This is a genomic window from Agrobacterium sp. SOY23 (assembly GCF_027212525.1).
GTDB classification, from domain to species: Bacteria; Pseudomonadota; Alphaproteobacteria; order Rhizobiales; family Rhizobiaceae; genus Agrobacterium; species Agrobacterium tumefaciens_I.
Genome location: NZ_JAPWDT010000005.1, coordinates 226448 through 242973, shown reverse-complemented (window position 1 = coordinate 242973; position 16526 = coordinate 226448). Strand labels below are relative to the sequence as shown.

The window sequence follows — 16526 nt, the reverse complement described above, 5'->3', positions numbered from 1 at the left end:
CCCGTGTGAAGTGCCGTGATGTGTGTGGATCGGGATACGATGAGCCTCAACCGCGCTGGCGGGCTTCCCGGGCAGAAGTGAATTTTGCCTTCACAGGCCCCAGAGCCTGCACAAATTCGAGCTGCTCGCCTTCGGGACCCTTGCAGTAGATCAGCCGCCAGCCTTCCGACTGGCCTTCCGTGATCGGGTTGGAATTGCTGTCCCTCGGAGCGTTGCGACGCTCCTCCTCGGTGATGACCGTCACAGTGCGGTTCGCCCTCACCTGCACCATTCCACGCCGCGCGCACTCCGCCTCGAGGTCGGCGATGAACAGATCGAAGTCCACATCGTCGCCGAGATGGAAACAAATATGCATCATGCGAGGAAAGGCGGGACTCATATGGTCAAGTGGCTCGGCAAAAGCTGAGTTTCCGTTGGCAGGTTGATCCGCGTCGCGGTACTTCAGCAGTTCGATCACCACATTGTCGAACTGAATAAAGCGCACATCCAGGCGTTGGGCGCCGCTCCGAAGGTCTGGAATGCCCATCGTGCGCGGGTTCACCTGTCGTGCTCGCGCCTCGATTTCCTGATCGGTAAGCAGCGTGTTGTGGATTCTCTCTCCCTGAAAATCTCCGTCGCGCATGATCTCGGTCCCGCCGAGGACTTCCGTATAGAACGCGTAAGCTCGCTCCATGTCCTGAACTGTCAGTCCGAAGTGTTGAACACCTTGCAATCGATCACCAAGCGAATTGCGAACACTCATCTTGTTTTCCTCCAATTCAGATCAGTTATTGCTGCGGGCAACTATTACCTGGAGCTTATGTCCGGCCCAGACTTGATGTATTTGCGGATCATGCGGATCGATTGACCGATTTTGCTATATTAGCGATCCGGCTCTCCCAACGGACTGGGGTGCCCCATGCATTGAACATTAGGCACTCCTTGTTCCCGGCCAGTGCTCGGAGGCTGATAGGATGGGGATGCGAGCGATAACCATGTCTCCGCGATTTACAGCAACTTCATCACATGCGTCGCCACGGCTGCGGAGGATTGCGGGTTCTGTCCGGTAACAAGGCGACCGTCGGTGACCGCGTTCGGCTCGAAATCGTTCCCGATCACCTGTCGAGCGCCCAGGCCCCTGAGGCGCTCCTCCAAGAGAAAAGGCACGTTGGCAGCATGTTGGCCGGCGCGCTCCTCACTGTCGGTGTAGGCGGCCAGGGTACGATCCTTCACGAAGGGGGTGCCGTCGGGACGACGCATGCCGGTGAAGGCCGCGGGCGCGTGGCAGATCGCGGCGATGACACGGCCGCTTGCCTCAAAGCTGAAGAGCAGCGCGTGGAGCGCGCGATTGTACGGCATGTCGAACATTGTGCCGTGACCGCCCGGTATAAATACCGCATCGAATTTGTCGGCATACAGAACATGGAACGCCGGGGTCGCATCCAATCCTTCGATGGCGAGAGCCCAGGTCGCGACCTGCGACGCCGTTGGCTCACTCCGCGGATCGATCGGTACCAGGCCACCGGCAACAGACGAGACCGTCACCGCGTGGCCCGCGCTGGTGAAGGCGAGATAGGGGATCGTGAACTCGTCCAGCCAGAGGCCGGTGCGTTCGCCGTCGAGCATACGGTCGTGGCTCGTTGTCACGAAAAGGATTTTCGCCATTGTCTCACTCCTGCAAAGTTCGGCTCTTCGTCAAACAAGAGGTTTTGCCCGAGGCCATGATGAAAAGTGGCCGACGAGGATGACGTGTCCGGGCTGGTCGTTGATGACACGGCGCGTGGCCTCTAAATCAGCCTTGAAGGAGGGCAGCGGATTGTGAACGGCGACGACATCGAAGCCACGCGCCTCGAGCAGCGGTACGACCTTCGCCCAACTCGACCCGTTCGCCCAAGCTCCGTGCACCAACACTATAGTTGGCGTGTCTTGCGCGAACGCCGATACGACCATTCCGACCATGCTGATGGCGGCAACAGCGATCGCTTTCTTGGCGGACATGGAAATCTCCTTCTCGGACTGTGCCGGCTGCCCACGCGGCAGCGGCATTTGGGAGTCAGGTATGGGTGGCCGACGCAGCGTCAGCCGTGCTGCTCGTTGCTGACGGCACCAAGTTGATTTCGAGATCCCCCCGCGGCAGCGTCTGGCAGGCCAACACCCACCCGGCAGCGATCTCGGCATCCGAGAATGTTCCACTTCCGGCGAAAGCGAACGGGCCGGACAAAATGCTCGTGCGGCATTTTCCGCAGACGCCCTCATGGCAGGATTGCGCGAACGGGATGCCCGCGCCGTTGGCAGCAGCGAGCAAGGTCTGCCCCGGCACGCAGGGGAAAGCACGACCATTGCGCACTTCAATCGCGAAACCGGCCACTGCAGCCTCAACCGCCTCGAGCCTGATCGTCTGGGCCTGCTCGGCGAGAGACTGCGAGAGGCGGCTGGAAACAAACGCCTCGGTATGGATGATGTCGCGCCGAACCTGCAACTCGGACAGTATTGCAATCATTGCGCTCATGAAGGCATCCGGACCGCATAGGTGAACCCGTCCGACACCCGGAACATGTGGCCAAAGTGCTTCCCGATCCAGCCGTCCGGACGACGTGCTTGACGCAGGGCCGGTCCGGGTGATGATCGTCCTTACGACCAAGCCCGGTAGCATCGCCTGGAATGCTTCAATCTCTTCGCGGAAGAGGTTTTCCACGTCGGAGCGGAACGATGCGAGCAGCGTTACGCGCCTGCGATAACCAGTGGAGGCCGCCGCCCCGAGAACGGAAATCATCGGCGTGATACCGATACCGCCGGCAATGAGCAGGAGATGGCCGTCGCCGAGGTCCCGGTCTGGATCAATCGTGAAATCACCGGCCGGCCCGGACAAGCGCAACGCCTCACCCGGCAAAAGCTCCCGGTGAAGGAATGTCGAACCCAGTCCGCCGGAGAAGTGCCGCACTGCGATGTCGACAAACTCAAGCTCTGTCGGTGCGCTCACAATAGAGTAGGATCTTTCGATCGTGCCGTTCTCGACCGGCAGTTCCAGGGTGAGGTACTGGCCGGCACGAAAGGTGAAGGGAATCTTGCCGCCGCCGAGAGGCTCCATGCGGATCTTCTTTACCGTCGGTGTCAGACGCTGGATCAGCGTGACCCGCATATAGCCTTGCCATGGAAGCTTCAGCGGGACGATGGGCGACCGGAGTGCACTCCACATCCGTCGTATCTGGCGGGGGGCGAGTATGGCATTCGCCGCCTGTATGCCGCCCCACAATGCCGCTTCGATACCGGCGTTCCATGCGTCCTGTCCCGACAGATAGAGGCCTGTGATGTCGGTTCGGCATCGGGCGAGACGCGAGCGCAGCCGCTCAGGGACGTTTGGGAGGCCATAGAAACCGCCGTCGAAGCTGTTCTGGTAGGTCTTAAAGGTCAGAGGCGTCGCCAACTCTGCAAAAGCAACCAATGCACGAAACCCTGGCCATGCCGCATCGAGGCGGTCAAGCAACCGTTCGGTGACCGTCGCCTTGAACTCCTGGTAGTCTTCCGGTCGATCATTCTCAGTCGTGCCCGACCACTTTCGAAACACTTCGGGGTCGACGAAGTGCATCACCTCCATCGTATGTGCGCGTGCCGCCGGATTGTTGAGTGACGAGAACGAAACGAAAAGCACGCCGTCACCGATAGGAAGGGCCGCACCGAGGTCGTCGTCGTGATCAGGCATAAACCAATGATTTTCGCCGGCGACACCGAGTTCGCGTGGTGATCGCGCAAGCCCGATGAACAACAGGAGCGTGGCTATGCCCTGCGGCAGCTTGTTGAGTTCGCGATGCCAAGGAGCCGCGGATTCCGCATCGAGCAGCGCTGCCGTGTTGCGCACGCCGACCGCCGAGACGATACACGGTGCAGCCACACAATACCGCCCGCCGCTCGACATGTCCTCGACCTCGACACCCGTCACACAGCGGTTGTTGACGGCGATTGCGACCACGCGCTGACGCGGGCGCAACTCAACGCCGCGCCGTTCGAGCCCGTCTATGATGGCGCGGCCCAGTGCCCTGGGGCCGCCGACTGGGTGGGCTGCGCCGTCCATGAAGGCGCGGATCGCAATTACCGCATGTGTGCCAAATGCACTTTGTGCCGGCGGCGGACCGAAGAGACCCCAGCGTGCCGAGACGACTGCCTTGAGCTCCGGATCACGAAAATGGCGCGAGACAACGTCCCTGATCGGTTGAAACGTATCCCGAAACAGGAATTCGATAATCGGCAGGGTCACGGCTCGAATAATGGGCGCCAGCGACACGGCGACATTGCGCGCAAGCAGACCCAACGACGCCCATCGAACCTTGGCAAAGAAGCGGTCGATCGCTTCTGCTTCTTCCGGAAAACGCGACTTGAGCCGTGATTTGAATTCGGCCTCCGATGCAGGAACGGCAAAATCGAAACCTGGAAAATGCAACACATCGTAGTCGTACGGCAATCGCTGGAACTGAGCGCGCCCGTCAGCCAGGAAATTCAGCGCCATGCTCGGACCGGCGGTGAGGTAGTGGACACCGGTACCGAAATGATAGCGCCCCTCACGTGTGAACTCGTGCGTGAGACCGCCAAGCGTATAGTGCTGCTCTAGCAACAGAACGCGCTTCTCTCCGAACTCGGCGAGCATGCGGGCGGCAGACAGGCCACCCATACCCGAACCGATTACCACAGCGTCGAACCGTTCGTCGCTCGTGACGGGTGCAGCTTCGCTTACTGTCTTCGAATTGGTATCGTTGTACATTCCCATCTCCTCTAGCCAGTCGGGCCAGTGGTTGCGAACGACTTGAGAGTAGAGGCCAGGTTGGGCGGAATATTTCGAGAATTTGCGACGTCTCACGCAGATATTGCTGAATTCATGCCTGAATCGACGATCGGTTGACCCTGTGCCTCTCGCGGTAGCGGCGCGGCGTCAATCCCGTAACTTTCAGAAAGGCCCGGCAAAAATTCGCCTGCGATCCGAAGCCACAGTCGAAGGCTATCTCCGCAAGTGGATGCTCGCCCGCTTCGAGCAGGGAGCATGCCGCGCGCACGCGCCGTTCGACGACATACCGGTGAGGGGAAAAACCGGTCGCCTCGCGAAACAGCCGTGAGAAATGGAACGGGCTGAGGCAGGCTTCGCGGGCGAGATCCTCAAGGCGTATATCATGTGCGAAGTTCGCTTCCAGATAGTCGAGCACTCGGTAAAGCCGTCTTGGATCGAGGGTCGGAGCAGGTCTGCGGTGCAACCCGCGGTCGGCGTTGGCCCGGTTGATCAAGTGGGCCACCGGCGGCGCCTCGGGCTGGCAGGCGAACCGGTGGCCGGAGCGTTCGGCCGGTTGCCCGGTGAGGTCATACAGAGCGCTGTCGATCCAGATCATTGCCGGCTCGACGCCATGCTCATCGCAAGGACCCTCGTCTCGCGACGCATTTGGGAGAAAGATGATCAGGCATCGGCTGGTGCCGTCGAGGTCGAGCAGAGTTTCGTTCGTATCCGAGGGGACCAGCCAGCCGGTTCCCGCTCGCACCATGCCTGCCAGCAATCGGGCATCAGCGATTTGATGGGCATGTAACCGGTCCGCGGCGAGATAGACCATCTCCATGTTTTGCGGACGAACGCAGGTCTGAACGCCGGCGTCGATTTGTCGACGTTCGATCGTGAGCCTACGCCACCTTGCGGGAACGTCCATTGACGTCGGGGACCGTTGTTTCCTGTCATCATGGGTTTGCAACATTGAGCCCCTCCGTCACGGTGGCGCCTCGATCAGGTCGCCCTGGTGCAAGGTCAGGCGTGTTGGTTTCGATGCGGGAAGTATCACCGCGGCAACGTCGGCTGGCGAGTTAATCGAGGTTAAATTTTTGCCGGCTCTCCTGGAATACACGGCCACGGAATTCGCGTGCTATGCTGGCGAACCTGGGAACAACGTAGTCGAAGCCACATGAAGACCGATCCACCACGACCGTCGGACCGAGCCTATGTTTTTGGTCCCTTTCGGCTAATCCCGAGGCGCCAGTTTCTGATGCACGGCGAGCAGCCCGTGCGCATTGGCGGTCGCGCGCTGGATATTCTCACCGTGCTGGTGGAGCATGCGGGCGAGATCGTTAGCCAAGACGAGCTGCGTTCACGGGTCTGGCCAAATACCTTCGTCGAGGATGGCAACCTTAAGGTCAACATGGCGGGACTGCGACGCGCCCTCGGCGACCAGCCAGCCAAGCCCCGCTACATTTCAACCGTGATTGGTCGCGGCTATCGATTTGTCGCACCCGTCGAAGTTTCCGATTTGGCAGAATCGATTACCGAAAGCGTGCCTGCTCTGGAACGCACTCACAACCTTCCGACCGCAACGGTGCGCATCGTCGGCCGCGATGACGCCATCAAATCGCTTCGCCACGAACTGGAAAACACCCGGCTTGTATCGATCGTTGGTGCGGGCGGCGTTGGCAAGACCACAGTGGCTCTCGCGGTAGCGGAGCAGGCAATCGGGCAAATGCGGGACGGAGTGTGGTTTATCGATCTCGCCGCGCTCACCGACCCTTCGCTGATTGCGAGCGCCATAGCAACGACCTCGGGTCTTGCGGCCCATTCGGCGAACATTCAGACTGCCGTGATTGAGTTCCTGCGTGATCGTCAGATGCTCCTGCTGCTCGATAGTTGTGAGCATGTTATCGAGCCTGCCGCTGCAATCGTCGATCGCATCCTGGCGGAAGCAGTCGGGGTGCGTATCCTGGCGACCAGCCGCGAACCACTTCGCGTGAGGGGCGAGCGCGTGCGCAGGTTGCCTGGGCTTGGAGCGCCAAGCGAAACGATGGCCCTGACGGCAGCAAAAGCCATGGACTTTCCGGCCGTGGAACTCTTCGTCGAGCGTGCCGTTGATCGGCTTGAAACCTTCACTCTTAGCGACGCCGAGGCTCCGCTCGTCGCTGAAATCTGCCGCAAGCTGGATGGTGTGGCGCTGGCGATCGAGCTTGCCGCAACGAGGATCGATGCCTTCGGCGTCGCCGGTTTGCTCGCGAGGCTCGATGATCGCCTGCGGTTGCTCGAAGGGCACAGGGGTAATATCGAACGGCACCGTACCCTTAGTGCTACCATCGACTGGAGCTACGGGGTTCTTCCGCTTTCGGAACGCGTGGTGATGCGCAGGCTAGCGGTCTTTGCGGGCGCATTCGGTCTGGGTTCGGCGATCGCCGTCGCCACTGACGAACACATCGACAGGGTCGAGGTCGCTCAGTGCCTGGCGAATCTGGTATCGAAATCGCTCATCTCGGCCGAAGTCCGCGGTTCCGAGGTGGAATACCGTCAACTCGACTCAACGCGCGCCTATGCGCTTCAGAAGCTGGCGGAAGAAGGCGAGCTTGAGCAAGCCAGACAGCGTCACGCTGTTCACTGTCTCGAGCTCCTGGGGCAGGCAAACAACGATGCCGAAAAGCTTCCGAACGCGGATTGGCTGTCGCGCCATGGCGGCAAGGTCGACGATATCCGCAGTGCGTTGCGCTGGGCTTATGCCGGCTCGACTGAGGGTTCGCTGGCGGTGAAGCTAACCGTCGCGTCGATCCCTTTCGGTAAGCAGGTGTCTCTGGTCGAGGAATGCCGAGAGGCAGTCGAGCTTGCGCTAGAAGAACGTTTTCGCCCGCATCGGAATACCCGCGACGATCTGCTCCTCAACCTGACGCTCGGCGCAACACTGCTGCACACCCGCGGACCGCTCGTCCGGGTGAAAGCTTCCCTCACGAAGGCGCTGGGCATCGCCGAAGAGCTCGGTGATGTCGACCTGCAACTTGAGTGCCTGCGTGGCCTGTCAGAATTCGAACTGTGGACGGGGGATTCGCATTCGGCCATTGCCGTCGCCGAGAAAATGCGCGCGCTGACATTGAAGGGGCAGGCCGCCGCCGCCGGTGATGCCGATGCACAGGCCGGGTCGGCGCTATCATGGCTCGGCGTCCTCGCAGCCGCGCGGCAAAGGCTTGAGCGTATCGTCCAGCGTCCGGTCGGCCGCCATTTGCGCCCTGACGTCGTGCGGTTCGAGTTCGATCAGCGGCTGACGGCGCAGGGTGCGCTGGCGACAGTGCTGTGGTTGCAAGGTTTTCCGGATCAGGCCGTGGAAATCGCAAGGCGGCAATTGAAGGAGGCTGAAGCTTCCAACTATGCCGTCTCGCTCTGTTATGCCTTGCTGCACGGTTCGGCCATCATAGCGATGTATATCCGCGACTACGAAGAGGCATATCGCTACCTCGAGCTCGGCGTCCAGCATGCGACGAGGCACGGGCTGACGATCTGGCGGGCCATGGCGATCGGCCCGCGTAACCGGCTGAACCTCTACGTCGGCCGGCCCATAGACCTGCCCGCCTTCCGCGAGACCCTTGCCGAGGTGCGGGACGGCGGCTTCCGCATGCGATATCCGAATTACCTGACCAACTACGGCGAGGCTCTCGCGCGCAACGGCGATCTTGAGGGTGGGCTCGCCGCCATCGATGAGGCAATCGCACTATGTCGGAGTACTGGACAGGTCGTCGGCATCCCGGAGATCCTCCGGATCAAGGGGAACGTGATCCGGTTCGGTGACCCGACCGCATGGGAGAGGGCGGTGGACTGCTATCTTCAGTCGATCGAACTGGCGCGGGATGATCGTGCGCTGTCATGGGAATTGCGGTCTTCGATGAGTCTGGTCAAGCTGTGGCGAACACGCGGCGGCAATGGCGCTGCCGAGGAGATGCTGCGATCGGTACACGAGAAGTTCACCGAGGGATTCTTAACCGGTGATCTGCGCCGCGCTCGTGCTCTGCTCGACGCGGGGCCGTCGGTATGATTGTCATTTCGGCTAGCCTCACGGGAATTGTGCCCTGAGCGCCACGATGCCCTTGCGCACCGGCGGCCAGACGATGGCAAATGCGACGAGCGCTGCAACAAGGCTGACGGTTGCCATCGCGGACTGAAGGGCGCCCTCGCCGCCGTAGATGTGTTCGGCCACCAATGGCACAAGGGTCGGGCCCAGGCCGATGCCGATCAGCGCGGTGACCGCCAGCGATAGCGCGATCGTGGTTGCGCGCATCTCATTCGGCACGCTTTCCTGCATCACGACATGCCCGATCACATAGCCGCCGATCGAGCCCAATGCCCAAATGGCGAATGCGATTGCGGCGTGCTCGCCGGTCTCGACAAAGAATATCACGCAGGCTCCGATGGTGGTCAGCGTATAGCAACCCAGCAGCAGCACCACCCGCGTCTGCACACCCCAGCGTCGTACGAACGAGTCCGACAGTGTGCCTCCTGCCAGTGATGCAATCACGCCGCTGGTGGTGATCGAAAGCGCGAGCAGGCTTCCTGCCTCGAGCGGCGACATGCCGTATGCGCGCTGCAGGAGGGTGGGTAACCAGGCAATCAGGGCATAGTCTCCCATGCCCAGCGCTCCCTTTACCATGCACACACGCAACACCGTGCCGTTATCGGCGATGAGGCGCGCCGCGACGCCCGACAGTGGAAGCAAACCCGAGCTGCGGCGACGCAGGGGCTCTTTGATGAGCAAGAGGAACGGCACCAGAAGAATGCCGGGAAGGCCCGCCAGCAGGAAAAGCTGCCGCCAGGGTGACAGCGTCCCCACCAGCGGTATCGTCTCGAACAGACCCGCCGTAATCCAGGCCAGCATCAGGCCTCCGAAGAAGAGCGCCGCGCCCGTGCCGAAGGTTGCACCCAGGGCGAAGATGCCAAGCGCCGTGCCGCGTTGGCGAGCCGCGAAGAGATCGATGATCAACGATGACGCCGCGGGTATCAGCGCTGCTTCACCAAGGCCCACGGCGACGCGGGCGGCGAGAAAAAAGCGGAAGTCGACGGCCAGCCCGCAGGCGATCGTGGCGGACGACCAGAGGGTTATGCCGGCGATGATCAGGTTGCGCCGGTTTGTCGAATCGGCCAATCGCCCGCTCGGCAATCCGGCGAGAGCGAAGACGATGGCAAAGCCGGCGCCTTGCAGCAGGCTGATCTGGAAATCGGAGAGCGTGAGCTCCGATCTGATCGGATCGACAACCAGATTGATGATCAACCGATCGGTAAAGGAGATCAGCAGGGCGACCAGCAATATGCTCACCGCGTACCAGCCCCTCATCGTGGAATGATGCTGACCCGCGGAAACGCTGTCATGATCCGTGCGAGTATCGGGCATTGACGTCTCTCGTGTCAGCGGAACAAACGGCCGCGATCATCCTGTCCTCGCTCAAAAGTGGCATGGACATGCACGGACGACAAGCAGCGCTACTCCTCCGACATGCCCGTCGGCGAGGAAAAGCAATTTAAGACAAGAAAAGAACAAGCTGCGCGAAGAAAGGAGCGAATAAGTCGAATATCTTGAGTAGGTCGTCTGTTTCCTTGACGCACCGGATCGGTCCGGCCCTGTTGGCACAGGTGGCCGTGGCTCTACTTGAGATAGACGGTGGTGACGGCGGAAAACCGCATGCGATGGGCGGACGGCCCGATCGCATGCGGTCGCTTGGTTGATCCCTGGGCTAATAGGCGATCAGTAGTCCCAGAAGACCGGCACCCAGCGGAAGGCATCGCCATCGACCGCGACGTGGCCGACCGATGGGAACGGCATATGGGTGGCGACCAGCAGTTCACCTGTCGCTGCGAGCTCGCGCAGAAGCCGAACGCGGACGCGGGCAGCCTCTTCCGGGTCGTGCTCGAAACCATTGAACCAGTCGGGATGCTCAAAACCGACCGCGAAGACGGCATCACCGGCAAACATCAGCCGGTCCTTGCCGGAGGCAACGCGCACCACGCTGTGCCCGGGCGTATGGCCGCCCGTGCGCGAGACGACGACACCCGGAGCCACCTCGTATTCATCGTCGAACAGCCGCAGCTGGTCCTGATATTCCTTGGCGAAGCGCTTGGCGGTTGCGCGAAGTGCATCCGGGAAGCCGGGAGGCATGTTTACATGGGTGAAATCGGGTGCTTCCCAGAATTTGACTTCCGCGGCGGCCACGTGGATGCGCAGATCCGGCCGCAGCCGTTCCTTAACGCCGTCCACGAGCAGCCCGCCAACGTGGTCCATATGCATATGGGTCAGCACGACGTCGGTTACCGACCCGAGATCGATGCCGGCGCTCTCCAGTCGCTTGACCAGTTGCCCGGCCCGCGGCAGGTTCAATTCCGGATCCAGCCCGAGACCGGCATCGATGAGGATAACCTGTGTGCCACTGCGCACCACGACCGCGTTCAGCGCCCAGTCGAAGGCTTCCTGCGGCAGGAACATATTGTCCAGCCAGACGGCGCGTTCCGCCGCGTCGACATTGTGTCCCAGCATCTTGGTCGGAAGCGGCAGCACGCCGTCGCTGATCACCAGCACTTCGATCTCGCCGATCTTCACCGCATAACGCGAAGGAACCAGTTCTTCAGGCGCCAGCCTGCCGGTATGTGAGGTGGTGTCCAAGCTCATATTTGTCTCCTGCTGACCCGTCCTGCGGGAATTTGCTTCTATCTGCGTCATGATGCGCTCCTGTTCTGCGGGGAGTGGAACGTGGGGGGCACGGACCATGCGGCGCAGTGTATGGAGATGGGTTTTGACGGTCGATTGCGCTAATGGAGGGGGCGGACTAACCCCAGGAACAGGATTGACTGTCCCGTTCGTTTACGAGACCGAGCATTGCGCCATGGCCACCCTGACCTTTCGGCGATGGGCCATGAAACAGGTCGTGATCGCTTGCCATCAAGACGGGCGGCCTCGTTCGTACTCTTGGTCTCCCAGGGGAAGGCGACAGGCTTTCCGCGCCACCAAAACCGCTGCAACAGCTATGATGTCGTGGGCCGCGGCAAGTTTTGGCAAATACGGATTGGGCTCAGCTCCGCCCGGCATCCAGGACGTCGCGAACGGCCGCAAGCAGGGCATCTCCGTCGAAAGGTTTGCGAAGAAAACCGCCGAGGCCCCGGGGCCGGGGCCGGTCGGCGATTTCGTGCCGCCCGGTAATCAGGAAGACGGGTAATTCCGGGTTTGCCTGTCTTGCGAGATCGCGGAGTTCGAAACCGTCGGCGCCGGGCATGCCGATATCGGTGATCAACACATCCACGCCCTGAAGCCCGAAGGCCAGCAACGCCTCGCCCGAGAGAAAGCTGCAAGTTGCATATCCCGCCGATTCCAGGAGTTCCACCAAAGAAGCAAGCACCCTTGCGTCGTCGTCAACGATCGCTACCACAGGCCTGTTCATACCGTCCTCCCTCCGGACCGGCTACCGGATCACGGCATCTTTGCTATGTCGAGCGGCAGGGTGAAAACGAATTTGGCGCCGCGCGGTTCGTTCTTTTCCGCCCATAATTGACCATCATGCGCTTCGACGATCGACCGGCAGATTGCAAGGCCCATGCCCATGCCTTGATCCTTGGTGGTGAAAAAGGGCTCGAAAATCCGGTCGGGGAACTGAACGCCCCTCCCCCGGTCCCGGACCTCTATCCGCACCATGTCGCCCGCCCGGAAAGCGCGGACCTGGAGCACACGGTCGCTCGAAACGGAAGCCATGGCATCCATGCCGTTGCGCATGAGATTGACCAGCACCTGCTGGATCTGGACCCGGTCGAACGGGACGACCAGAAGACCGCTCTCCCCTTCGATATCCACCCTGATGCGCCGCCGGCCCGCTTCCTCCGCAAGCAGGTCGCGTGCCTGCCTGACGACGGCGCCAAGCTCGGTGCTGTCCCGCTTATCCGTCGATTGCCTGAAGAGCGCGCGAATGCGGCCCACCACATCGGCCGCGGAATTGGCGCTCTGGACGATACGTTGCAGCGTTTTCTGCGCGCGTTCGATATTTGGCGGTTCGGCAGTGAGCCAGCGCTGGCAGGCGCTGGAATAGTTCATCACCGCCGAGAGCGGCTGGTTCACCTCATGCGCGATGGAAGCCGACAATTCTGCAAGGCTCGCCGCCTGACTGGAACGCGTGAGGTTTTCCTGGGCTCGGCTCAGCTCCTCCTGCGCCCGCACCTGATCCTCGATATCAAGGCAGATGCCGTTCCACTGCGCAATTTCGCCTTCGCTATTGCGCATGGCTGAGGCGCGGGTCTCCACCCAGCGGTAGACGCCATCGAAACGCCGCAGCCGGTGTCGCAGCAGATAGGGTTCACCGGTCGCCAGCGAATGGCCATACCGTTCTTTCACGACAGCGAGATCATCGGGATGGATGACCGCGTCAAGTGTGCCATCCAGCCGGGATTTTCCGAAACCGTCAGTATCTTCAAGGTTGAAGCCGAGATACTGGCGCAGACGCTGGCTGCGATAGATGGGCTTACCGTTCGGCAGGGCGCAATAGATCAGCGCCGGCAGCGTTTCGACAAGCTGCTGAAGGTGCTGCTCGCTTTTGCGCAGCGCTTCCTGCGTGGTAATGAGGTCATGAATGTCGGAGCTCACGCCATACCAGTGGATGATCGTGCCCATCTCATCCCGCAACGGTTCCGCGCGCGTTTCGGTCCAGCGATAGCCGCCGCCGGCCCGAAGCTGGCGATATCGCTGAAGATAGGGAACGCCGGCCTCTACGCAACGCAGGAAGGCCTCCCGCGCCGCCGCCCTGTCCTCCGGATGAACGACGCCAAGCGATGGCGACCCGTTTGGCGCCGTGATATCCTCAAGCGTGGCGCCGGTTACTTCCGTGAACTGCCTGTTGACATAGGCCGGCGTTCCGTCGGCCATCGTGCTCCAGATCAGCGCCGGCACGGTGTCGATCAGCAATTGCAGCTGCCGTTCGCGTTCGCGAAGTGCCGCTTCGGTCCGCTTATAGACATCGATATCCAGCGCGGTTCCATACCATCCCGTGATCCGGCCCTGCTCGTCACGCGTCGGGCGCGCCGCGGCCCGATGCCAGACATAGCTGCCACCGGCACGCAGGGCCCTGTATTCGCAGTTCCAGTGCTCCCCCGACCTGAGGCAACGGCGCAATGTTTCCGCCGCCCTGTCGCTGTCGTCGGGGTGGATGCCGCCCTGCCAGCCCTGCCTGCCGCCGTCGAGAAACGGCTTGCCGTCCAGGAGAGCATTAAGGTCGTCGAGCCCCATGGCGATCGAGGTCTGCAAGGTGGGCGTTGCATAGGTAAATTGCCCGATCGCGTCGATCGCCCAGGCGTCGCCATAGAGTTTCTCGATGGCAAGAGCGGCCTGAACCGCATTGCGCGTCTCACCGAGGGAACTGGCCCTCATCCATGGCTCGCCCTGCCGCGTCACTGCCGGATCGACATCGACGCCGACGCCGTTTTCCGGCTCAAGCCGGAATTCGACCCGGCGATAGCTGCCATCCGCCTGAAGCTGGCGGTAACTTCCGACCTGCGGGATGCCGTGAAAGAAGGCGCGTGCCGCCGCCTGTTCGACAGCCGCGCGGTCATGAGGATGGACCGTGTCCATCGACCGGAGAACATCCTGCGGAGACAGACCGGCGGAGGTATCGTCGCGATTTTCCTCCCCGGACGGCATGGCCATGTCGATCACCGTGCCGTACCATCCGAGGATTACGCCGTTGCCGTCGCGTAGCGGCTGACCGGTGCTACGCGCCCAGCCATAGACACCCGTGGCACGCAACATCCGGTGCTCGACATTGTAATGATCGCCCGTCCGCAGGCATCGCCGCCAGGCGGCGGCAGCCGACTCGTAATCTTCCGGGTGGATGACACCCTTCCAGCCGAACGCGCTGTCACCCGATTGCGAATTGAGACTTTCAAGGCTTATGCCGAAAAAGGCGAGTGCGGCCGGCGTTACGTAAATGAAATTGCCGTCGGTATCGGTTGCCCAGGCGTTGCCGATAATGCGCTCGACGACCTTCGCCGCCTCAACGGCATCGATATCGGGTGGCCTTGCCGATCCCGCATTATCCATCCCCGACCTTCCCGCAGACCTCGACATGCCTCAACCCGATCCCATTCTGTTTGAGATCGCCGTGATGCGCATTGAACCGAGATGGCAGCACAGCTATCTGGTGAGAACGGTATACCGGAGCTTGCCACAAGAACACCTGTTCCGAAGGATAGGGCAAGGATTTGGCGGGCAACTGCCGCGCGCAGGCGCGGGTCGCCGGCGCATTTCCCGTAGCAATCATTCCTGCATTCAGGTGCTGAAAATGGTCCGGATCGATTTCAGGAAGGCGGAGGCGTTGCGTTGGTGTTTCGCCTCCGTAAGCGGCAGCTGGCCGCTGTCACCGGAGCTTGCCGACAGCATTGCCGCAACCTCCTCGGCTATTGCCGGACGGTCGGCGAGAAGGCCCGCAAAACTTTTCTGATCGATTTCGTAAACGGTGACCCGCGTCAGCGCCCGCAAGGTGTAGGCTTCGTCCATTCCCGCAAGCAACCCGGTTTCGCCAAAGAAATCCCCCGGCGAAAGGCGTCTTTTTTCCTGTTCGCCGTGCTGCATCGAGACGACGCCGGTGCGGATGATCATCATCGACGGCAAGGCCTGCCCCTGCGCAACGATGATGTCACCCTGGCGATATTCGCGTTCGCTGCCCGACTGCGCCAGTTTTTCCCTTTCGGCGCCGGTCAGCCTTGAGAAGAACGGATTTTCGTCTATGACCTCCTGCAAGGTGGCTTCAGCCCCCCGGGAGATTTCCGCCGACGCAACGCCGTTCAGGATGGCGATCGCCGAAGGCGGCATTGCGAGCTGCAATCCGATGGATCGGCAATGGCGATAGAACCGGTCGATCACCTCATTCTGGGCCTTTATTCGCAGCATCGGATTGCTCACCCGGAAAAACAGATGGATTTCCAGAGCGGTGGCATCCAGACCGCTCAGGGAAACCAGCGGCGGTGGCTCCCTCATGATCGAGTTGCAACCGGCCAGAACCGTCGTCATGGCCTCCTCGATGATGGATGGGGCATGTGTCGGCACCAGCCGCACCGTCATCTTGAGAAGATGCGTTTCGTCGGGCCGGCTGACATTGGTCAGCTTCAGCTTGGCAAGAACGCTGTTGGGCAGAACGACGATATTGTTCGCCCCCGTCAGGATCTGCGTCGAACGCCATGTGCTGGCAATGACCCGCCCTTCCGTGCCGTCCTCAAGAAGAAGCCAGTCGCCCAGCGCATAGGTATGGCCGAGATTGAGAGCGACGCCGGAAAAGACATCGCCGAGCGTGTTCTGCAGGGCAAGGCCGAGGGCAATGGCGATGACGCCGGACGTTGCGACCAGCGTCCCGACCGGAACGCCGAACACGAAAGCAAGGGCGGACAGCGTAACGCACACATAAACGACGCCGACGACGATATCCTGCAACAGACGCGCCTCGCGCGGCCTGCCCTCCAGGACCAGATAGATCCGCACGAAGCCGATAACCGCCCAGGAGAGATGGAGCCACCACAACAATTGGGCAAAGACAATAAAAACGGCATGCTCATCGCCGGCCCACAGGTCTTTCGGTGGGCCGAGCGGAATTTTTCCAAGAACGAGAACGGAGGTCATCGCCCCGAAAAAGGCGATCTGCACCACAAGCCGCAGATTGGAGCGCAGCGGACCGATGCGCTTCCACACTGCCATTCCGGCAAGGCCGAGAATGATCAGCCATGCCAGCGGCGCAGCGGCGATTTCACCCATATATGCCTGCAGCATCGTGGTCCTCCC

11 protein-coding genes are annotated in these 16526 nt (G+C 61.4%); 1 reads left to right on the top strand and 10 read right to left on the bottom strand.

From position 1 onward, the window contains the following. Positions 1 to 46: 46 nt before the first annotated feature. The 5 genes from O3S81_RS16390 to O3S81_RS16370 form a co-directional block, all read right to left on the bottom strand. Positions 47 to 742, bottom strand: a complete 696-nt coding sequence (locus tag O3S81_RS16390) for a VOC family protein (protein WP_269344810.1) — start codon at positions 740 to 742, stop codon at positions 47 to 49. A gap of 245 nt (positions 743 to 987) precedes the next feature. Beyond that, positions 988 to 1644: a type 1 glutamine amidotransferase domain-containing protein gene (locus tag O3S81_RS16385; RefSeq protein WP_269344808.1), complete on the bottom strand. Its 657-nt coding sequence runs from the start codon at positions 1642 to 1644 to the stop codon at positions 988 to 990. Positions 1645 to 1674: 30 nt separating this feature from the next. Next, positions 1675 to 1977: an esterase/lipase family protein gene (locus tag O3S81_RS16380; RefSeq protein WP_269344806.1), complete on the bottom strand. Its 303-nt coding sequence runs from the start codon at positions 1975 to 1977 to the stop codon at positions 1675 to 1677. 55 nt (positions 1978 to 2032) lie between these two features. Beyond that, the gene (locus tag O3S81_RS16375; RefSeq protein WP_269344805.1) at positions 2033 to 4732 is read right to left on the bottom strand and encodes a 2Fe-2S iron-sulfur cluster-binding protein; all 2700 of its coding nucleotides are present in this window, start codon (positions 4730 to 4732) and stop codon (positions 2033 to 2035) included. Positions 4733 to 4844: 112 nt separating this feature from the next. Then, positions 4845 to 5702, bottom strand: coding sequence for an AraC family transcriptional regulator (locus O3S81_RS16370; protein ID WP_269344804.1), 858 nt, complete (start codon positions 5700 to 5702; stop codon positions 4845 to 4847). Positions 5703 to 5987: 285 nt separating this feature from the next. Between O3S81_RS16370 and O3S81_RS16365 the strand changes: the two genes are divergently transcribed. Next, positions 5988 to 8771: an ATP-binding protein gene (locus O3S81_RS16365; protein WP_269344803.1), complete on the top strand. Its 2784-nt coding sequence runs from the start codon at positions 5988 to 5990 to the stop codon at positions 8769 to 8771. Positions 8772 to 8789: 18 nt separating this feature from the next. Here the strand turns inward: O3S81_RS16365 and O3S81_RS16360 are convergent, their stop codons facing one another. The 5 genes from O3S81_RS16360 to O3S81_RS16340 all read right to left on the bottom strand — a co-directional run bounded on the left by O3S81_RS16360 (position 8790) and on the right by O3S81_RS16340 (position 16514). Continuing rightward, positions 8790 to 10121, bottom strand: coding sequence for an MFS transporter (locus O3S81_RS16360; protein WP_269344801.1), 1332 nt, complete (start codon positions 10119 to 10121; stop codon positions 8790 to 8792). A gap of 351 nt (positions 10122 to 10472) precedes the next feature. Then, on the bottom strand, positions 10473 to 11441 hold the full coding sequence (locus O3S81_RS16355; protein WP_269344799.1) for an MBL fold metallo-hydrolase: 969 nt from the start codon (positions 11439 to 11441) through the stop codon (positions 10473 to 10475). A 349-nt stretch (positions 11442 to 11790) separates the two neighbouring features. Then, positions 11791 to 12156, bottom strand: coding sequence for a response regulator (locus tag O3S81_RS16350; protein ID WP_269344798.1), 366 nt, complete (start codon positions 12154 to 12156; stop codon positions 11791 to 11793). Positions 12157 to 12185: 29 nt separating this feature from the next. Next, on the bottom strand, positions 12186 to 14795 hold the full coding sequence (locus O3S81_RS16345; protein ID WP_269344796.1) for a PAS domain-containing protein: 2610 nt from the start codon (positions 14793 to 14795) through the stop codon (positions 12186 to 12188). Positions 14796 to 15023: 228 nt separating this feature from the next. Continuing rightward, positions 15024 to 16514 carry a mechanosensitive ion channel family protein gene (locus O3S81_RS16340; RefSeq protein WP_269344795.1) on the bottom strand — a complete coding sequence of 497 codons (1491 nt, stop codon included), beginning with the start codon at positions 16512 to 16514 and terminating at the stop codon, positions 15024 to 15026. Positions 16515 to 16526: the final 12 nt, after the last annotated feature.

What these genes read in the sequence shown, in the direction of transcription:
- O3S81_RS16390 (WP_269344810.1), bottom strand. Translation starts at nt 742, where the DNA reads ATGAGTGTTCGCAATTCGCTTGGTGATCGATTGCAAGGTGTTCAACAC.
- O3S81_RS16385 (WP_269344808.1), bottom strand. Translation starts at nt 1,644, where the DNA reads ATGGCGAAAATCCTTTTCGTGACAACGAGCCACGACCGTATGCTCGAC.
- O3S81_RS16380 (WP_269344806.1), bottom strand. Translation starts at nt 1,977, where the DNA reads ATGTCCGCCAAGAAAGCGATCGCTGTTGCCGCCATCAGCATGGTCGGA.
- O3S81_RS16375 (WP_269344805.1), bottom strand. Translation starts at nt 4,732, where the DNA reads ATGTACAACGATACCAATTCGAAGACAGTAAGCGAAGCTGCACCCGTC.
- O3S81_RS16370 (WP_269344804.1), bottom strand. Translation starts at nt 5,702, where the DNA reads ATGTTGCAAACCCATGATGACAGGAAACAACGGTCCCCGACGTCAATG.
- O3S81_RS16365 (WP_269344803.1), top strand. Translation starts at nt 5,988, where the DNA reads ATGCACGGCGAGCAGCCCGTGCGCATTGGCGGTCGCGCGCTGGATATT.
- O3S81_RS16360 (WP_269344801.1), bottom strand. Translation starts at nt 10,121, where the DNA reads ATGCCCGATACTCGCACGGATCATGACAGCGTTTCCGCGGGTCAGCAT.
- O3S81_RS16355 (WP_269344799.1), bottom strand. Translation starts at nt 11,441, where the DNA reads ATGACGCAGATAGAAGCAAATTCCCGCAGGACGGGTCAGCAGGAGACA.
- O3S81_RS16350 (WP_269344798.1), bottom strand. Translation starts at nt 12,156, where the DNA reads ATGAACAGGCCTGTGGTAGCGATCGTTGACGACGACGCAAGGGTGCTT.
- O3S81_RS16345 (WP_269344796.1), bottom strand. Translation starts at nt 14,795, where the DNA reads ATGGATAATGCGGGATCGGCAAGGCCACCCGATATCGATGCCGTTGAG.
- O3S81_RS16340 (WP_269344795.1), bottom strand. Translation starts at nt 16,514, where the DNA reads ATGCTGCAGGCATATATGGGTGAAATCGCCGCTGCGCCGCTGGCATGG.